Genomic DNA, 15,261 nt, shown 5'->3' on the forward strand with positions numbered 1-15,261 from the left:
CTTTTAAGGTTCAGGTGCGGCGGTAGTTCAGTTGGTTAGAATACCTGCCTGTCACGCAGGGGGTCGCGAGTTCGAGTCTCGTCCGCCGCGCCACTTCTTTTAAATATAACTATAAAATCCAATGATATAACGCGGACATGGCGGAATTGGTAGACGCGCTAGATTCAGGTTCTAGTGGGAGCAATCCCGTGGAGGTTCGAGTCCTCTTGTCCGCACCATTCCCAAAAAAACATTCAAACTTCAAGAATCCCTTACTAAGTATTTTTAGAGTACGATATAGTATTAAAGGGAAATTATGAAAATATTGATTATTGCAATGATCCTTTCTGCGGCTTTCAGTGTATGGGTTTTTTGGCCATGTAATGATGGCATAGATTCTCACTCTTATCCTACCCAGCCACTATTTACACAATCTGAACCACCTATCTCAAACCAAGTTTCAAATACACATGAAATAGATCGAAAACTTTTTCGGTGTGACGGTAGACAATACTGCAGTCAAATGGGTTCCTATGAAGAAGCAAAATATTTTCTAGATCATTGCGGCCCAGTAAAAATGGATGGGGATGGGGATGGCATCCCTTGTGAAAGACAATTTGGACACCATTGAGATAAAACAAATATTTACTTAATTTGCAAGTCTTATTCTCACACTTTCTTCGTGTGCAGTCAATCCTTCTGTGTTGGCTATCATAGCACATTGTTCTCCTATCTCGTCCATTCCCTGCTTGCTCATCATAATGATTGAAGATTTTTTTAGAAAATTCTCTACACTCAACGGGGAATAGAACTTCGCAGTTCCGCCTGTGGGAAGGGTGTGGTTCGGTCCTGCAATGTAGTCACCGATAGGCTCCGGAGTATTTTCCCCAAGGAAGATCGCCCCGGCATGTTTGATCTGGTTCAAAAGAGACATCGGGTCTTTCGTGACCACCTCCAGGTGTTCCGGCGCAATCTCGTTCATCAGGCCGATCGCTTCATCCATATCTTTCGTCACAATAATAGCACCACGCTCCTCTATGGATTTTCTGGCAATCTCTTCACGGGAAAGTGTTTCAAGAAAAATTTCTACTTTGTCACTGACCCTGTTCGCCAATTCACTGTCTGTAGTGATGAGAATGGAACTTGCCATTTCGTCATGTTCTGCCTGGGAAAGAAGATCAATCGCAAGATAGTCCTCTCTCGCTGTTTCATCTGCCAAAATACCTATCTCTGAGGGTCCGGCGATCATATCTATATTCACTTCACCGTAAACCAGCTTTTTCGCTGTTGCCACAAAAATATTTCCCGGACCGGTAATGACATCTACCTTTGGAATGGTTTCTGTACCGTATGCCATTGCACCGATTGCCGAAGCACCACCGACTTTGAATACTTTGGTCACTTTACAAAGATGGCATGCTGCCAAAAGCAGCTCATTGAGTTCATTGTCAGGTGCAGGGGTACAGACAACGATTTCTTCTACACCGGCAACCTGTGCAGGAATAACATTCATTAGAAGAGAGCTCGGGTACGCCGCTTTCCCTCCCGGAATATACAGCCCGGCTCTGTCTACGGCTGTGACTTTTTGCCCCAGGATCGTTCCGTTGGCTTCTTTGTCCATCCAAGTCTCAGGCATAAGTTTTTGATGATAACTCTCAATTCTATCATAGGCAAGGTGTAATGCTTCACGAAGCATGGGATCAATATTCTCATACGCTTTAGCCATATCATCTGTTGAAACTAAAAGTTCATCATCACTTTTTGGTTCCCATCTGTCAAATTTTGCTATTTGTGCTTTGAGTGCAGTATTCCCTTCAGTTTGTATCTCTTTGAGTAACGTAGAGACGATGCTTGTCACACCCTCTATATCCATCTTGCCACGTTTTAAAAGTTCATTGAAGTTTGCTTCAAAAGTGTCATCACTGCTGTAAAATATTTTCATTTTTAGTCCTATTATCGGTGTTGTAAGGGTATAAGTATCTAAAATACCATGCAAGCGAAGCACTCAATGTTGAGTCGTGCAACACCCTACCTACCATATTTTCGTTCATATCTTGGAAGCATACTCTCATTGCCCAACACACCACCCTGATGAATGTAAAGTGCAGGCTTTGAAAAGACTTCAGGATGAGCCAATAATACACGCCATCCCAAAGGATCATAAAGGAGATCGAACTCCACTCCCGTTTGTTGCTGTAATTTTAACCAAATTTTATAGTTTTCTTTATAAAGTTTGGCAAAATGATGTTTTTTCTCCAGGCTTATAATGATAGGATGATAATTTGCATCTTCTTCTAGCTCAAAAAACTGCTTTTTTAAATATTCACTATCACCAACACAAGGGCATGTATACACCGTAGGATGTTGTACCCCCACAACACCTTCAATATTTAATGATTTTTGTAAAAACAAAGCCGTAGTCCCTGTTCCTGAAGGCAAAAAGATATTTAATTCTGCTATATTATTTTCTTTTTGCCAATCCATAATCTCTTGTGCCAATATTTTGAGACCGTACTCTGCTTCTTTTTGCCGTCCACCCTCTTCTATATATAAAATATTTTGATTTGTCGGGGTGGGGACCCCCCGACCTACATGAATTTTCATTCCATTATCAATTGCTGATTTATAATTGCCATGAGGATTTTCCAGTAAATAGTCTGCAATATGCTCTACATAATACTCAAACTCCCACCCTTTCATTTTGGCAAGAACCGAGAGTGAATACATTGCATTGGATTGAGCAGAACCATGGGAAACTACTTTAGTGATATGTGGAAAATCATTTTCTAGGAAATAATGAAACTTACGGGCTTTATTGCCAGAAAAGTCTGGATGAATAAGGTCATCACGCTTCACATAAAAAGAATGACCTTCAAAAGCAATAGTTTCAACAGGAGAAGTAAAAATCATCATTATCTCTCATCAAATCACACATACGTGTGTTTTGTCGTGGCGAACACCCGTGTAAGCAAAGCGACTTGAGAGGCCACGACGACTTTTGCTTACTTTTCTAGAAAAGTAAGCAGAATAACAACGCCACGATTAATATATAAGGAAAGTACTCAAAAATAGTTAAAACAAAACTTTAATTACGCCCAATACAATTCAGATCATCAAATGCCTGTTCAAGCCTTTTAACCATGGAAAGTTCACCTTCTCTAAGCCATTTTCTCGGGTCATAGTAGCTTTTATTCGGTTTGTCTTCACCCTCAGGGTTGCCAATCTGTCCCTGTAAATAGTCATGGTATTTTGCTTCATATTGACGTACACCGTCCCAAAAAGCCCATTGGGTATCGGTATCGATATTCATTTTGATCACACCGTATCCGATAGCTTCACGAATATCTGAAAGTTCGGAACCTGAACCACCGTGAAAAACAAAATTCACCGGCTTTTTTTCGGTACTGAACTTTTCTTCAATATATACCTGTGAATTATCAAGTATTTTCGGTGTCAGCTGGACATTCCCCGGTTTATAAACACCGTGTACATTGCCGAACGAAGCGGCGATCGTAAACTTGTCAGAAACTTTCATCAACTCTTCATAGGCATACGCCACTTCTTCCGGCTGCGTATAAAGAAGAGAATTGTCAATATCGGTATTGTCCACACCGTCCTCTTCTCCGCCGGTGACACCCAGTTCTATCTCCAATGTCATGCCGATCTTGCTCATACGTTCAAGATAGGCTTTGCAGGTAGCTATATTTTCTTCTATAGGTTCTTCCGAGAGATCGATCATATGTGAAGAAAAAAGCGGTGTTCCATGTGTTTTGAAGTGTATTTCACTCGCATCCAAAAGAGCATCGATCCACGGAAGCAGTTTTTTTGCAGCATGATCGGTATGAAGGACCACCGGCACACCATAGGCTTTTGCCATAGTATGAACATGCTGCGCTCCGGAGATCGTACCGAGGACAGCTGCTGTATCAGAAGGCAATCCTTTGCCTCCATAATAAGCGCCTCCGCCGTTGGAAAATTGTACGATCACAGGAGAATCCACTTTTTTTGCCGCTTCAAGAACAGCATTGATGGATGAAGTACTGACCACATTCACAGCCGGAATGGCAAATCCTTCTTCTTTGGCGATCTTGAAAAGTTTTTGAAGATCATCCCCTGTTACAACACCCGCTTCAATCATATCCAGTACTTTTGTAGACATCTCTATGCTCTCCGATAATTTTATTTGAGTTTGATCTTTGCATTTTTCATCAATGCACCAACCACTTTTTCCTGAGCCATTTTCATCTTGATACTTTTTTCTGCTGCTTCAAAAGGAGGAAATGCTTTCTTCGGATTTGCTTTTTTGGCTGCCGCTTTCAATTTTTCATAGGTTTTTTTCGCTTCTTCATCAGAAATTTTCGTCTCTAACATCTTTTTCTGCATCCAAAGGTTGCTCAACGCAATATTTTTCTCTTCCGGAGACAATTCCTTTTTCGCTTTGACTGCTGCCAGTTTACTCGGTGCGATCATTCTGAGTACCTGCTCTTTCTGCTGCTGAGAAATCTTATCCCAGGTTGCCTGTCCTCTGCTGACCACATTAAGTGCTTTGTTCGCTTCAGCAACGGAAATTTTCATACCGTTTACTGTACCCGCAGTTTCTGCAGATAATGTCAATGTTGTCAATGCGAGAGCAAGTCCGATCTTTGTGAGTGTTTTTTTCATTTTATACCTTGGTAATTTATTTTATATTATGTCTGTTTCAGTACTATTGTTTAAATGGCATTTTTTGCGGTTTCCGTATCATCATTGGCGGCATTGCCATTGGTACAGACACTTCTATTTCGGCATTTTTCATCAGGCCGTCCATAATCTTTTTTTCGATCATCTGGCTTTTCATTTTGTTTTTAATGCTGTCAAACGGAGGAATAATATTTTTCGAAGGATTGCGTTCTGCAGCTTTTTGTTTCAGCTGATCATACAGCGTATGTAATTCTGCATTGGAGACAGATACGGAGGAAGCTTTTTTTCTCAACCACATATTGACATAGGCAGCGTCTTGCTCCTGTGAAGAAAGCTCTTTTTTGGCTGCATCTGCAATAAGAAGAGGCAGGGCAAGTTCTTTCACCAGTCTTTTCTGCTGCTTTGGGGGAAGAAGATCAAAGTCTGCAACCTTCCCTTTTGTTCTTGACTTCAAGTACGCATCTGCCTGTTTTTTACGGATCTTATGTCCGTTCACAATAGCAATCACCGTATTTGAAGGTCGTGACTTTTTCATTTGGGACGCACCGGGGCTGTCAAGCCTGCTTAAATCGACCATGCCGGGCATGGTGTCTTTTTTATGCATCATATCGGCCAGACAGTTTTTTAAATGGTCTGCCGGCAGAGAGCTGACAAGTATTCCCATTGAAATACCTGCCGCTGCAACAATTCTCCTCATATTTTCCTCCCCTTTGCGTACATGACTGATTTATTTTTTAGTCGTATTTGCCTCTGTTGTATTGTCAACAATTTTTGCTTTGCTTTTCAATTCTTTAGCCATTGCTGCGACTTTCTTGGCAAACTGCTGCTGCTTCAGAGAAGCGATGATTCTGTCTTTGACTTTATCATAGGGAACAGGTTTTGCTTCTGATTTGCCTTCAAGATAGATAACGTGATATCCAAACTGGGTTTTCACCGGCTTTGTCGTGATTTCGCCTACTTTCAGTCCCCATACTGCTTTTGAGAACGCCGGTACCATCTGACCTTTGCTGAAATTTCCGAGATCTCCGCCTTTAGGGGCAGACGGTCCTACGGATTTTGCTTTTGCCAATGCAATGAATTTCGCTTTAAGGGCTTCTCCTTTCAGCGGTTTGAGCTGATTGATGATATCTTCTGCCGTCTTTTTATCTTTGACCAGAATATGTCTTGCATGTACACTTTCTTTCTGTACGAATTTCGCTTTGTTCTTTTCATAGAACTCTTTGGCTTCACTGTTACTGACGATTGCGTTGTCAAGCTGTTTTTTCATCCAGAGATTAACGGCAAGCTCATCTTTGATCTTACTTAACGCTTTGTTAAATTCCGGTTCCTTCTCGATGCCCTCTTTTTTTGCCAATTCTGTAAAAAGTGCTTTTTCGATCAGTCTTTGTTTGATCATATTCTGCTGTACAGGCGTCAATTGTGAAAAATGTGCATTCGGAGATGTTGCTCTTACAAATGCTTCAGCATCCTGTTTTGTAATGTTTGTACCGTCAACTGTTGCCAGAATATCCGATGCTGCGAGTGATGATGCCATAAGTGCTACAGCTACAAGCGAAGTTTTTGCGATTTTTACCATATCTATATGTCCTTATATATGAAAATTTACAGTGAAGTATATCTCTCTTAGGTAAATCATTCATTAATGTGTTAAGATTGCGATATTCATTATAGCAAAAAGGTGTTGTATTTATGGCAAAAGTGAAAAAAGCGACAAGAAAAGAGACAGAAGAGATCAAGGCACTCTTTTTGGAGCACTACCCTGACTCAGTCACGGAACTTGAATACAAAAACATTTATGAACTTTTGATCGCCGTTATGCTCTCTGCACAATGTACAGACAAAAGGGTCAACATTATCACTCCCGCACTCTTTGAAAAATACCCGGATCCTGTTTCCCTTGCCAATGCCGATCTGAATGAAGTCAAATCCTATCTCAATACCTGTTCTTTTTTCAACAACAAAGCCAAAAACCTTATTAAAATGGCGCAAAGTGTCATTGAAAACTACCAGGGTGAGATACCGCTGGAGAGAGATGAACTGGTAAAACTGGCAGGTGTAGGACAAAAAACGGCCAATGTGGTGATGATCGAATATACCGGAGCCAACCTGATGGCGGTTGACACCCATGTTTTCAGAGTTGCACACCGTCTGGGTCTGAGTGAGGCAAAAACGGCACTCAAATGTGAAGAAGAATTAAGCAAAAAATTCAAAACTGACCTGCACCGTCTGCATCAGGCGATGGTACTCTTCGGACGCTACCGCTGTAAAGCGGTCAAACCAGACTGCGATGACTGTTTCATGGCAGCGCACTGCAAAACAAAAGAGAGCTTCAAAGTTTAATTTTTGTCCTTTTTGACAGATTCTTCTGAGTGTGATCTTCTATGATAACGCTCAACCACATCCGGGTCATGATGCAAGTTGATCTTCGCATTTTCTTTGCCTTCGTAAGGGATCTGTGACAGTACATAGCGGATCGACTCCAGCCTTGCATTTTTTTTGTCATTACTGTCCACGATGATCCACGGAGCATATCCTGTATGGGTACGGCTGAACATTTCTTCTTTATAGTAGGTCACCTTGTCCCACATTTCCTGTGCCTTCTGGTCTACAGGACTCAGTTTCCAGTGTTTAAGCGGATTGGTCATACGCTCTTTAAAACGCTTCTGCTGGTTGTCTTTGGTAATACTGAACCAGAACTTGATCAGAATGATCCCGTCGTCTATCAGCGAATGTTCGATCTCCGGTACCTGACGCATGAAACGCTCGTACTGCTCCGGCGTACAGAAATTGAATACAGGCTCTACGATCGCACGGTTATACCAGCTTCTGTCAAAGAATGTTATTTCTCCCGGATTGGGAAGATGTTGGAAATAGCGCTGAAAATAGAACTGTCCCGCCTCTACTTCTGTTGGTTTCTGAAGCGCAACGACTCTGAATTTTCTGGGGTTGAGATATTGGGTAAAGCGCTTGATGGCACCCCCTTTCCCCGCTGCATCACGGCCCTCAAAAATAATCATGACACGTTTATTGTTATCATAGATCCAGTTCTGAAGCTTGATTAGTTCCACCTGCAAGTCCTGAAGCTCCTGCTCATACACTACATTTTTGATGATCTTTGCAAGCTTCTTTTTTTTAAGCAGCTGTGAGAGTCCGCTCTTTGTTCTTAAAAGCTTGAAGTTATGCTCAAGTTCTTTGATATAGCCTTTTGCATCCTCGTCTTTAGTATGTTCTTTAAGATATCCCAGATCCTGAAAGATCGTTTTCATGTGTTCCCCTTTGAAAATGATGTGTATTTTTTAATTTTACTCCTCTTTCTCTTAAGTCATATTAATATTTATCATCATTTAGACTGATTGTATGATTTTATCCAGAACTACAAAAGTTTTCTCGACTGAATCCAACTTCACCCTCTCCCTGGTCGAATGTGGAAAGCGTATGGTAGGACCGATGGAAGCAAATTTCATTTTCGGATACTTCTCTGCGATCACACCACATTCCAAACCGGCATGGATCGCCATAAGTCTGCTTTTTCCAAAAACCTCCTTCATCTTCCTCTCCACCAGTTTCGTAAAGTCTGTTACATCCGGTTTCCATGCAGGGTACTTGTCTTCCACTTTGCTCTCGAAACCGTACTTTTCAAAGAAGGAAACGGTCTCCTCTGTCAATGCTTCGAGAGCATCCGCATCCATCGCTCTGGCACTGGTTTCAATAGTGACTCCCCCCTGTTCATCGGTATTGATGATGGCAAGATTGATGCTCACATCGGGGATGCCCAGTTCTCTGTTCTCTTTTCTCACACCATGCCTGAAGGCATCGATGAACGCAATAAGCTTGTCCCCCTCGCCCAGGACCATTGGAGATTCCCTGAGTTTACGGACAGTCACTTCACCTTCGTTTTCCAACATACTTTCGCTCCGGACGATCGCCACGGCATTGGCGGGAATGGAATTCCTGCGCTCCCCGGCATAAATGCCTGCCAGCTGTGTTACACCCTTTTCTGCCAGATAACGGCCCAGTACTTTGATGGCGGAAGGAATATTTTTATCAATATCTACCCCGGAATGTCCCCCGGCAAGCCCTTTGACCGCCACTTCATAACAGTCTCCTTTCCCCTCCGTACAACTGTCCTGCCTGAACGCTGTAATATCCGCTCCGCCGGCACAGCCTATGTAGACTTCCGCCTCATCTTCACTGTCAAGATTGAGCATATAGGCTGCCTTCAGATCAAACGCCACTGCATTCGCACCGATCAGCCCGATCTCTTCGTCGGAGGTCAGGAGGAACTCCAGTACCCTCCCCTCATCCATCAGCTGCATCATCATCGCTATTGCCATACCGTTATCCGCACCCAGAGACGAATCCTTTGCCTTCATCCAACCCTCTTCTTCATAAGTCTCTATGTTCGGTGCCTTCCCCATACAGACCATGTCATAATGTGCCTGAAGGCAGAGTACCGGTGCTCCCTTACGGATATAAATGTTCTTCACCTCATCCACCTCAACCTCGTACCCTCTTTCTTGGGCAAAATTCACCAGAAAATCACACAGTTTATCCGCTTCTTTGGAACAATGCGGTATCTGCGTGATTGTTTTAAAATATTTTATGATCTTTGACATAAAATTCCTTTTTCAATAAAAATGGTCTTGTTACTTTTTAAAAAAAATAGAAAGAAAAATCCAAACTGAAATAAAAATCAGTTATAACAGAAGGAAGTATAATACAATCACACAAAAAGAAGGATTACATCTTGTGCCTCATCGTCACTCTCATCATGCTCGTCCTCTCCATCCAGAATCTCATGGAGGGCTACTACAACATTGGTATCCTGCAACTTGTGGTCTCACTTGCTTTCGCGTTCATGCTCTGGAGGAACATCCAAAAGGTACGCTGTGACAGAAACGGGAACTGCAATAGCTGCATGCTTCCGGACTGGCTGACAAAATGGTTTAGCAAAAAGGAGGACTGATGGAACACTTTTTTACCTGCCCCTACTGCTGGGAGCAGATCTCGATGATACTCGACCCCAGTGAAGAAGAGAGTGAATACATAGAAGACTGCGAAGTCTGCTGCCGCCCCATTGAACTCTTTTTCAAGTTCTCAGATGAGAGGCTTGTCTATTTCGAAGCGAAAAGAATGGAAGGAATATAGAGAAAATACTGTGCATTTTTGATGATGGAAAGTATTGTAACCGTAGGGTGCTGTCTCCTGATGGCACCACTCATAAAAGGTTTTGACAAAAACGGTGCTGTGAGGCACAGCACCCCTACGCATATAAGAACTGAAATCTATCTACCGTCTCCCCGTTCACTTCCACTTTCCCGATGAACATCTCATACGGCCGTACCCAGACACCGTAATCACCATAGAGCGCACGGTAGACCACCATCCACTCTTCTGTTTCCGAATGGCGTGCTGTCATCAACACTTCATACTCGCTTCCCTTGTAATGCCGGTAAATGCCTTTTTGTATTTCCATATTTGCTTCCTGTTCTTTTTTTCAAGAAGTGTATCACAAAACAGTGGATCAACCCAATGCCTTCTCGGTTGCGATCAATGCGACGACTCCATCGTACATATCCTGAACGGCCTGTACTTCGGTAATGCCGAGGCGGCGGCGGTTGCTGATGTCATACACACCGCCTTCACTCTCCGAATGTTCCCCGTGTATGCCGCGTATTTGAAGGTGATACCTGTCCGTAATGGCTTTGAACGCCGCCATGTCCTGTGAAAGTTTCGGCAGGGCGATGTGGACACTCGCTCGCATGGCCGTACCGAGGTTCGTAGGACAGGAAGTAATGAAGCCCAGATGGTAGCTGTAGGAGAAGGGTATCTTCATCTCGATGCTTTTGACCGCATTGACCAGGCGCGTAAAGACTGCTTTGATGTCTCCGCCTTTCTGCATGGAGATGATACGAAGCTGATCTTCTTCGTTCACCCATACAAGAAAAGTCTTGTCATTATTATGATAGATCCCCCTGCCTTCCGGCCAGTCGCGGTTCAGTCCCGCAGCATCAAGGAAACGGTCACCCTCTTTGAAAAGAAAATGATCCCGTATCAATGCATCCTGTACCTCTTTTGACATCCCCGGAAGCGGATAATATCTGCCTGCCAGTTCACCTTCAAGTCTTTGTAGGGCTTCAATCACATCGGCTTCTACTTTATTTCTCTGTTCTCTTGTTATCGCAGGGCCCAGAGGCATATTGTCTACATTCCGTCCCACTCTGATTCGGGTAGAAAGAATGAATTTACCTTCCGGGTCCGGATTGGGGGCCTTCAAAAGTTCCGGCTCCATATTGCTATGGTGTGCATCCTCTTTGGTAAAGCCGTGATATTCTTCGATGATCGGATCGAACAGAAGACTAAAAACCCTGTATGATTCTTTATCGCCGGCATAGACACCAATGCTGCTGTCAGGATTCTTTACACCTGAATTGATCGCCTGCTCCAGAGTAAATCCGTTGGATGTCTTCCTGTCTTTCAGTGCTTCAAATACTTCAGGTGTAAGATATTTGCAGAGTAACGATCTGCAATTCTCGGGAAATTTCGGATAGTGCATACATAGCCCCCTTGCTGTTGAAAATATATAATTTTTACTTCTGACTATTATAACCAAAGCATGCTTTTGCACAGCTCGCTCCATTCAGTCACACAAAAACTCTTTTAATGTACAATATTTCATCTATTAGCACAAAAAGGAGTTTTTATGGCAACCAATATTTTCAACTGTCCGCTGCCTGATGAAAAAGGGTATTTTGGAGAATATGGAGGAGCTTTTATTCCACCCGAACTTCAAAGTATCATGGACGAGATCACCGCTTCCTATGAAGAGATCAGAGAAGATCCGGAATTTCTTGATGAATTGGCAGATCTCTATCAGCATTATGTCGGCCGTCCAAGCCCGATCTTCCATGCCAAACATCTTTCAAAAAAGTATGGTACTGATATTTACCTCAAAAGAGAAGACCTCAACCATACAGGTGCACACAAGATCAACCACTGTCTCGGTGAAGCACTGCTTGCCAAGAAAATGGGAAAGAAGAAAATCATTGCCGAAACAGGCGCGGGTCAGCACGGTGTGGCACTGGCAACTGCCGCTGCTCTTGTCGGACTTGAATGTGACATTTACATGGGTGAGGTCGATATGGCCAAAGAGCATCCCAATGTGGTCAGAATGCACATCCTCGGAGCCAATGTCATTCCGGCAACACATGGCAGACGTACCCTGAAAGAAGCTGTCGATACGGCATTTGAAAATTATCTCAAAGATCCGGTCTCACAGCTTTACGCCATAGGTTCGGTTGTCGGACCGCATCCCTTCCCCCGTATGGTAAGGGATTTTCAGTCTATTGTCGGAGTGGAAGCCAAAGAGCAGTTTCGTCAAATGACAGGGGAACTGCCGGACAACCTCGTTGCCTGTGTCGGAGGCGGATCAAACGCACTCGGTCTTTTTACCGCTTTTCTTAACGAGGAAGAGGTTGCAATGCACGGGGTAGAACCTTCAGGCCGGAGCCTTGACATTCCGGGGGAAAATGCTGCCACTATGACACTGGGGAAACCGGGCGTTATGCATGGCTTCAAATCCTATATGCTGCAGGATGAGCATGGTGAACCTGAAGAGGTCTACTCAGTTGCAAGCGGACTGGACTACCCGTCTGTCGGCCCGCAGCATGCCTATCTTAAAGATATACACCGTGTCAACTACGCAACCATCAGTGACAAAGAAGCGATTGATGCATTCTTTGAGCTCTCCAGAGAAGAAGGGATCATCCCTGCGATAGAATCAGCACACGCAGTAGCCTATGCACTCAAACTGGCACAGGAACCTGATGTCGGAACGATACTGGTCAACCTCTCTGGACGCGGTGACAAAGATATAGACTTCGTGGTAGAAAATTACGGGAAAGACTACGGGATCCCGCAAGATTGACCCAAATGGCGAAAATCAATAGCACTTTTGCTATACTTCGTCCAATATTTCAATATTGGACGATAGATGATACAACTCACAAACCTCTCCAAAAGCTTCGGCGGGCAGACACTTTTCAGACAATTAAACCTTAAGGTAACTCCAAACCAGAAGATCGGTCTCATCGGACGCAACGGTACAGGAAAATCCACACTCTTCAAACTCATTCTGGGTGAAGAAAGCTATGATGAGGGTGAGATCAGCATTCCGAAGCATTACCGCATCGGTACCCTCAGACAGCACCTCGAGTTCACCAAACCCACCGTAGAAGAGGAGTGTGCACAGATACTCCCCGAAGATGAACAGTACAACTTTTACAAGATCGAAAAGATCCTTTTCGGGCTGGGATTTACCGCAGAAGATCTGCAGAAAGACCCTTTGAGCTTTTCGGGAGGCTACCAGATACGCATCAACCTGGCAAAACTGCTGGCAACCGAACCCAATATGCTCCTGCTCGATGAACCGACCAACTACCTCGACCTTCTCTCTTTACGCTGGCTGAAGCAGTTCATCCGGGAGTTTGACGGAGAAGTCATACTCATTACCCACGACCGTGAATTTATGGATGCTGTGACCACACATACCATGGGCATACAGCGCAAAGGGCTTTTTATGGTCCAGGGAGGCACGAAGAAATATTATGAAACCCTCGCGCTTCAGGATGAAACCTATGAGAAAACACGTTTGAACCAGGAGAAGAAACGCAAAGAACTTGAAGAGTTCATTGCGCGCAACAAGGCCAGAGCTTCCACGGCTGCACTGGCACAGTCGAAAGTGAAAATACTCGAAAAGATGGAAGAGATGGATACGCTGGAGAGTGAATCATCTCTTTCGTTCAAGTTCAACTACAAAGAAACACCTGCCAAAGTACTGTTCCGTGCCGAAGAGCTCGGTTTCGGCTATGCCGAAGGAGAACCGTTGTTTGAACATCTCACTTTTGCCATGGAAAACGGTAAAACACTGGCGATCATAGGGAAGAACGGTAAAGGTAAATCTACGTTGCTCAACTACATCGCAGGAGAACTGCCCCGGCAGCAGGGTACCCTCTCTTTTCACCCCTCCACCACCATGGCGCACTTCGGTCAAACCAACATTGAACGGCTCAACACCCAGCATACCGTCATAGACGAAATTGCTTCGGTAGATAAAAAAATAGGCATGGCCGAAGTACGCTCTATCTGCGGAACCATGATGTTCTCCGGAGAACTCGCAGACAAGAAGATAGAAGTACTCTCAGGAGGAGAAAGAAGCCGTGTCATGCTCGGAAAGATCATTGCCACACCTGCCAACCTGCTTCTGCTCGATGAGCCTACAAACCATCTCGATATGCAGTCCATCGATTCACTCTGCGATGCCATAGATATGTTTAAAGGGTCAACGATCATGGTCACCCACTCGGAAATGCTACTGCACAGACTGGCAGATGCTCTCATTATTTTCCATAAAGGCGGAGCGGAATATTTTGACGGGACTTACGATGATTTTCTTGTCAAAATAGGCTGGGAAGAGGAAGACGGAGCGGTCAAACCAAAGAAAACCAAACCGAAACTCGACAAGAAAGAACGCAAAAGACGCCGGACAGCCATTATAGAAGAAAAAGCCAAAGAGGCAAAACCCTACAGGGAAGAAGTCAAACAGTGCGAAAAGCGTATGGAAGAACTCGAAGGGTTGGAAGAGGAACAGAATGCTGCGCTAAAAGCAGCCTCAGAGACAGCTGACAATGCCGCCATGATCAAATATGCAAAAGCCGCAGCTCAAACCCAGGCAGAAATAGAAGTCCTCTTTGAAAGATTGGAGACTGCTACAGAAGCCCTTGAGGAGATAGATGTAAAATACGATATGAAACTGTCAGCGCTGGATTGAACCTATCCGCTCTCTTCCCTGACTTTTTTCAAAGTACGCCAAAAGTATTTTACCCTGACGTATACTGTTCAAGTTTTTTTAAAATGAAGTAGCCGCCAATGGTTGAAATGATAATGTTGAATAAAATAAGCATCATATCTGACTCAGTCGGCATAATGAGCAAATCTTTACCCAGCTTATCGGAACTGTAAAAATGAAAAAACATAAAAACAGTATCTACCGCCATATACAAAACATAAACGATAACGTTATAGTAAATAAACTTGGCAAATTTACCCATGTATCACTCTTAGTCTATTGTTTCATATACTTCTACAGCGGGTCTTCCGTCAAACCACTCACGCGAAGGCATATTTTCATGTGATTTTTTGAACGCTTCACTCTGTGTATAGGCCATAAAATTTTGCATATCTTTCCAGCGTGTTTCAATGACAAACTGATTGTTCTCAGGCATATGGGGAACAGATTGGGGAGCCAGCAGATTCATATCTATGAAACCTGCCTGTTTTTCTATTTCATGTTTTGTAACAGCCTCTTTTAAATGTGCACAATACTCTTCTTGAAATTCATTTTTAATTGGAAACTTTGTTAAAACAACAACCATCATCAATCCTATTATTTTTTTGGAGATATTTATCTCACACGAATTATAGCACGCAACATTAACTCAATGTAAACATAGGAGGGTATTAAGGGGAAAATGATAGATTGGGTCGACTAATGCAGCATTTGCAAAACAAACCCTATCAGGTAGAATGCTATGATTGCACCTA

Annotated in this window: 18 protein-coding genes and 2 tRNA genes; 8 read left to right on the plus strand and 12 right to left on the minus strand. The window is 43.5% G+C overall.

Annotation, left to right across the window (positions count from 1 at the left end):
* The first annotated feature begins 16 nt into the window (after positions 1–16).
* From F8L24_RS01165 to F8L24_RS01175, 3 genes are all read left to right on the plus strand, one after another.
* Positions 17–93 (plus strand) — tRNA-Asp (locus F8L24_RS01165).
* 38 nt (positions 94–131) lie between these two features.
* Positions 132–218 (plus strand) — tRNA-Leu (locus tag F8L24_RS01170).
* A 77-nt stretch (positions 219–295) separates the two neighbouring features.
* Positions 296–610 carry an excalibur calcium-binding domain-containing protein gene (locus F8L24_RS01175; protein WP_294951067.1) on the plus strand — a complete coding sequence of 105 codons (315 nt, stop codon included), beginning with the start codon at positions 296–298 and terminating at the stop codon, positions 608–610.
* An 18-nt stretch (positions 611–628) separates the two neighbouring features.
* On the opposite strand, the gene hisD is transcribed toward F8L24_RS01175, so the two are convergent.
* The 6 genes from hisD to F8L24_RS01205 all read right to left on the minus strand — a co-directional run bounded on the left by hisD (position 629) and on the right by F8L24_RS01205 (position 6,235).
* Complete coding sequence (gene hisD, locus F8L24_RS01180) at positions 629–1,921, minus strand: histidinol dehydrogenase (RefSeq protein ID WP_294951068.1); 1,293 nt, start codon at positions 1,919–1,921, stop codon at positions 629–631.
* Between the two features lie 86 nt (positions 1,922–2,007).
* Positions 2,008–2,892: a 1-aminocyclopropane-1-carboxylate deaminase/D-cysteine desulfhydrase gene (locus F8L24_RS01185; protein ID WP_294951069.1), complete on the minus strand. Its 885-nt coding sequence runs from the start codon at positions 2,890–2,892 to the stop codon at positions 2,008–2,010.
* A gap of 172 nt (positions 2,893–3,064) precedes the next feature.
* Positions 3,065–4,138, minus strand: coding sequence for a class II fructose-bisphosphate aldolase (gene fbaA / locus F8L24_RS01190; RefSeq protein ID WP_294951070.1), 1,074 nt, complete (start codon positions 4,136–4,138; stop codon positions 3,065–3,067).
* 20 nt (positions 4,139–4,158) lie between these two features.
* On the minus strand, positions 4,159–4,641 hold the full coding sequence (locus tag F8L24_RS01195; protein ID WP_294951071.1) for a hypothetical protein: 483 nt from the start codon (positions 4,639–4,641) through the stop codon (positions 4,159–4,161).
* A 43-nt stretch (positions 4,642–4,684) separates the two neighbouring features.
* Positions 4,685–5,356: a hypothetical protein gene (locus tag F8L24_RS01200; RefSeq protein ID WP_294951072.1), complete on the minus strand. Its 672-nt coding sequence runs from the start codon at positions 5,354–5,356 to the stop codon at positions 4,685–4,687.
* Between the two features lie 30 nt (positions 5,357–5,386).
* Positions 5,387–6,235, minus strand: a complete 849-nt coding sequence (locus tag F8L24_RS01205; RefSeq protein WP_294951073.1) for a peptidyl-prolyl cis-trans isomerase — start codon at positions 6,233–6,235, stop codon at positions 5,387–5,389.
* Positions 6,236–6,348: 113 nt separating this feature from the next.
* Between F8L24_RS01205 and nth the strand changes: the two genes are divergently transcribed.
* Positions 6,349–6,999 carry an endonuclease III gene (gene nth / locus F8L24_RS01210; protein ID WP_294951074.1) on the plus strand — a complete coding sequence of 217 codons (651 nt, stop codon included), beginning with the start codon at positions 6,349–6,351 and terminating at the stop codon, positions 6,997–6,999.
* Here nth and ppk2 read toward each other — a convergent pair.
* A complete protein-coding gene (gene ppk2, locus F8L24_RS01215; RefSeq protein ID WP_294951075.1) occupies positions 6,996–7,925 on the minus strand; it encodes a polyphosphate kinase 2 in 930 nt (309 codons plus the stop codon). The two genes, nth and ppk2, sit on opposite strands and share 4 nt — an antisense overlap.
* A 78-nt stretch (positions 7,926–8,003) precedes the next feature.
* On the minus strand, positions 8,004–9,275 hold the full coding sequence (locus F8L24_RS01220; protein ID WP_294951076.1) for a M20/M25/M40 family metallo-hydrolase: 1,272 nt from the start codon (positions 9,273–9,275) through the stop codon (positions 8,004–8,006).
* A gap of 131 nt (positions 9,276–9,406) precedes the next feature.
* Here F8L24_RS01220 and F8L24_RS01225 point away from each other — a divergent pair, with 131 nt between their 5' ends.
* Both F8L24_RS01225 and F8L24_RS01230 read left to right on the plus strand, forming a co-directional pair.
* On the plus strand, positions 9,407–9,625 hold the full coding sequence (locus F8L24_RS01225) for a hypothetical protein (protein WP_294951077.1): 219 nt from the start codon (positions 9,407–9,409) through the stop codon (positions 9,623–9,625).
* Positions 9,625–9,807 (plus strand): CPXCG motif-containing cysteine-rich protein, encoded by a 183-nt coding sequence (locus F8L24_RS01230; RefSeq protein WP_294951078.1) that lies wholly within the window; start codon positions 9,625–9,627, stop codon positions 9,805–9,807. Before F8L24_RS01225 ends, F8L24_RS01230 begins: the two co-directional genes overlap by 1 nt.
* A 115-nt stretch (positions 9,808–9,922) precedes the next feature.
* Here the strand turns inward: F8L24_RS01230 and F8L24_RS01235 are convergent, their stop codons facing one another.
* Both F8L24_RS01235 and F8L24_RS01240 read right to left on the minus strand, forming a co-directional pair.
* Entirely contained in the window at positions 9,923–10,135 is a 213-nt protein-coding gene (locus tag F8L24_RS01235) for a DUF1653 domain-containing protein (RefSeq protein WP_294951079.1), read from the minus strand.
* 48 nt (positions 10,136–10,183) lie between these two features.
* Entirely contained in the window at positions 10,184–11,215 is a 1,032-nt protein-coding gene (locus F8L24_RS01240; protein ID WP_294951080.1) for a phosphagen kinase, read from the minus strand.
* Between the two features lie 147 nt (positions 11,216–11,362).
* Here F8L24_RS01240 and trpB point away from each other — a divergent pair, with 147 nt between their 5' ends.
* Both trpB and F8L24_RS01250 read left to right on the plus strand, forming a co-directional pair.
* On the plus strand, positions 11,363–12,586 hold the full coding sequence (gene trpB, locus F8L24_RS01245; RefSeq protein WP_294951081.1) for a tryptophan synthase subunit beta: 1,224 nt from the start codon (positions 11,363–11,365) through the stop codon (positions 12,584–12,586).
* Positions 12,587–12,652: 66 nt separating this feature from the next.
* Complete coding sequence (locus F8L24_RS01250) at positions 12,653–14,488, plus strand: ABC-F family ATP-binding cassette domain-containing protein (RefSeq protein WP_294951082.1); 1,836 nt, start codon at positions 12,653–12,655, stop codon at positions 14,486–14,488.
* A gap of 49 nt (positions 14,489–14,537) precedes the next feature.
* Here the strand turns inward: F8L24_RS01250 and F8L24_RS01255 are convergent, their stop codons facing one another.
* Together F8L24_RS01255 and F8L24_RS01260 are read right to left on the minus strand one after the other, a co-directional pair.
* On the minus strand, positions 14,538–14,768 hold the full coding sequence (locus F8L24_RS01255; protein ID WP_294951083.1) for a hypothetical protein: 231 nt from the start codon (positions 14,766–14,768) through the stop codon (positions 14,538–14,540).
* A gap of 9 nt (positions 14,769–14,777) precedes the next feature.
* Complete coding sequence (locus F8L24_RS01260; RefSeq protein ID WP_294951084.1) at positions 14,778–15,092, minus strand: antibiotic biosynthesis monooxygenase family protein; 315 nt, start codon at positions 15,090–15,092, stop codon at positions 14,778–14,780.
* Between the last annotated feature and the right edge of the window lie 169 nt (positions 15,093–15,261).

Origin of the sequence: Sulfurovum sp., from assembly GCF_015493435.1 — a bacterium.
Classification (GTDB): Bacteria; Campylobacterota; Campylobacteria; order Campylobacterales; family Sulfurovaceae; genus Sulfurovum.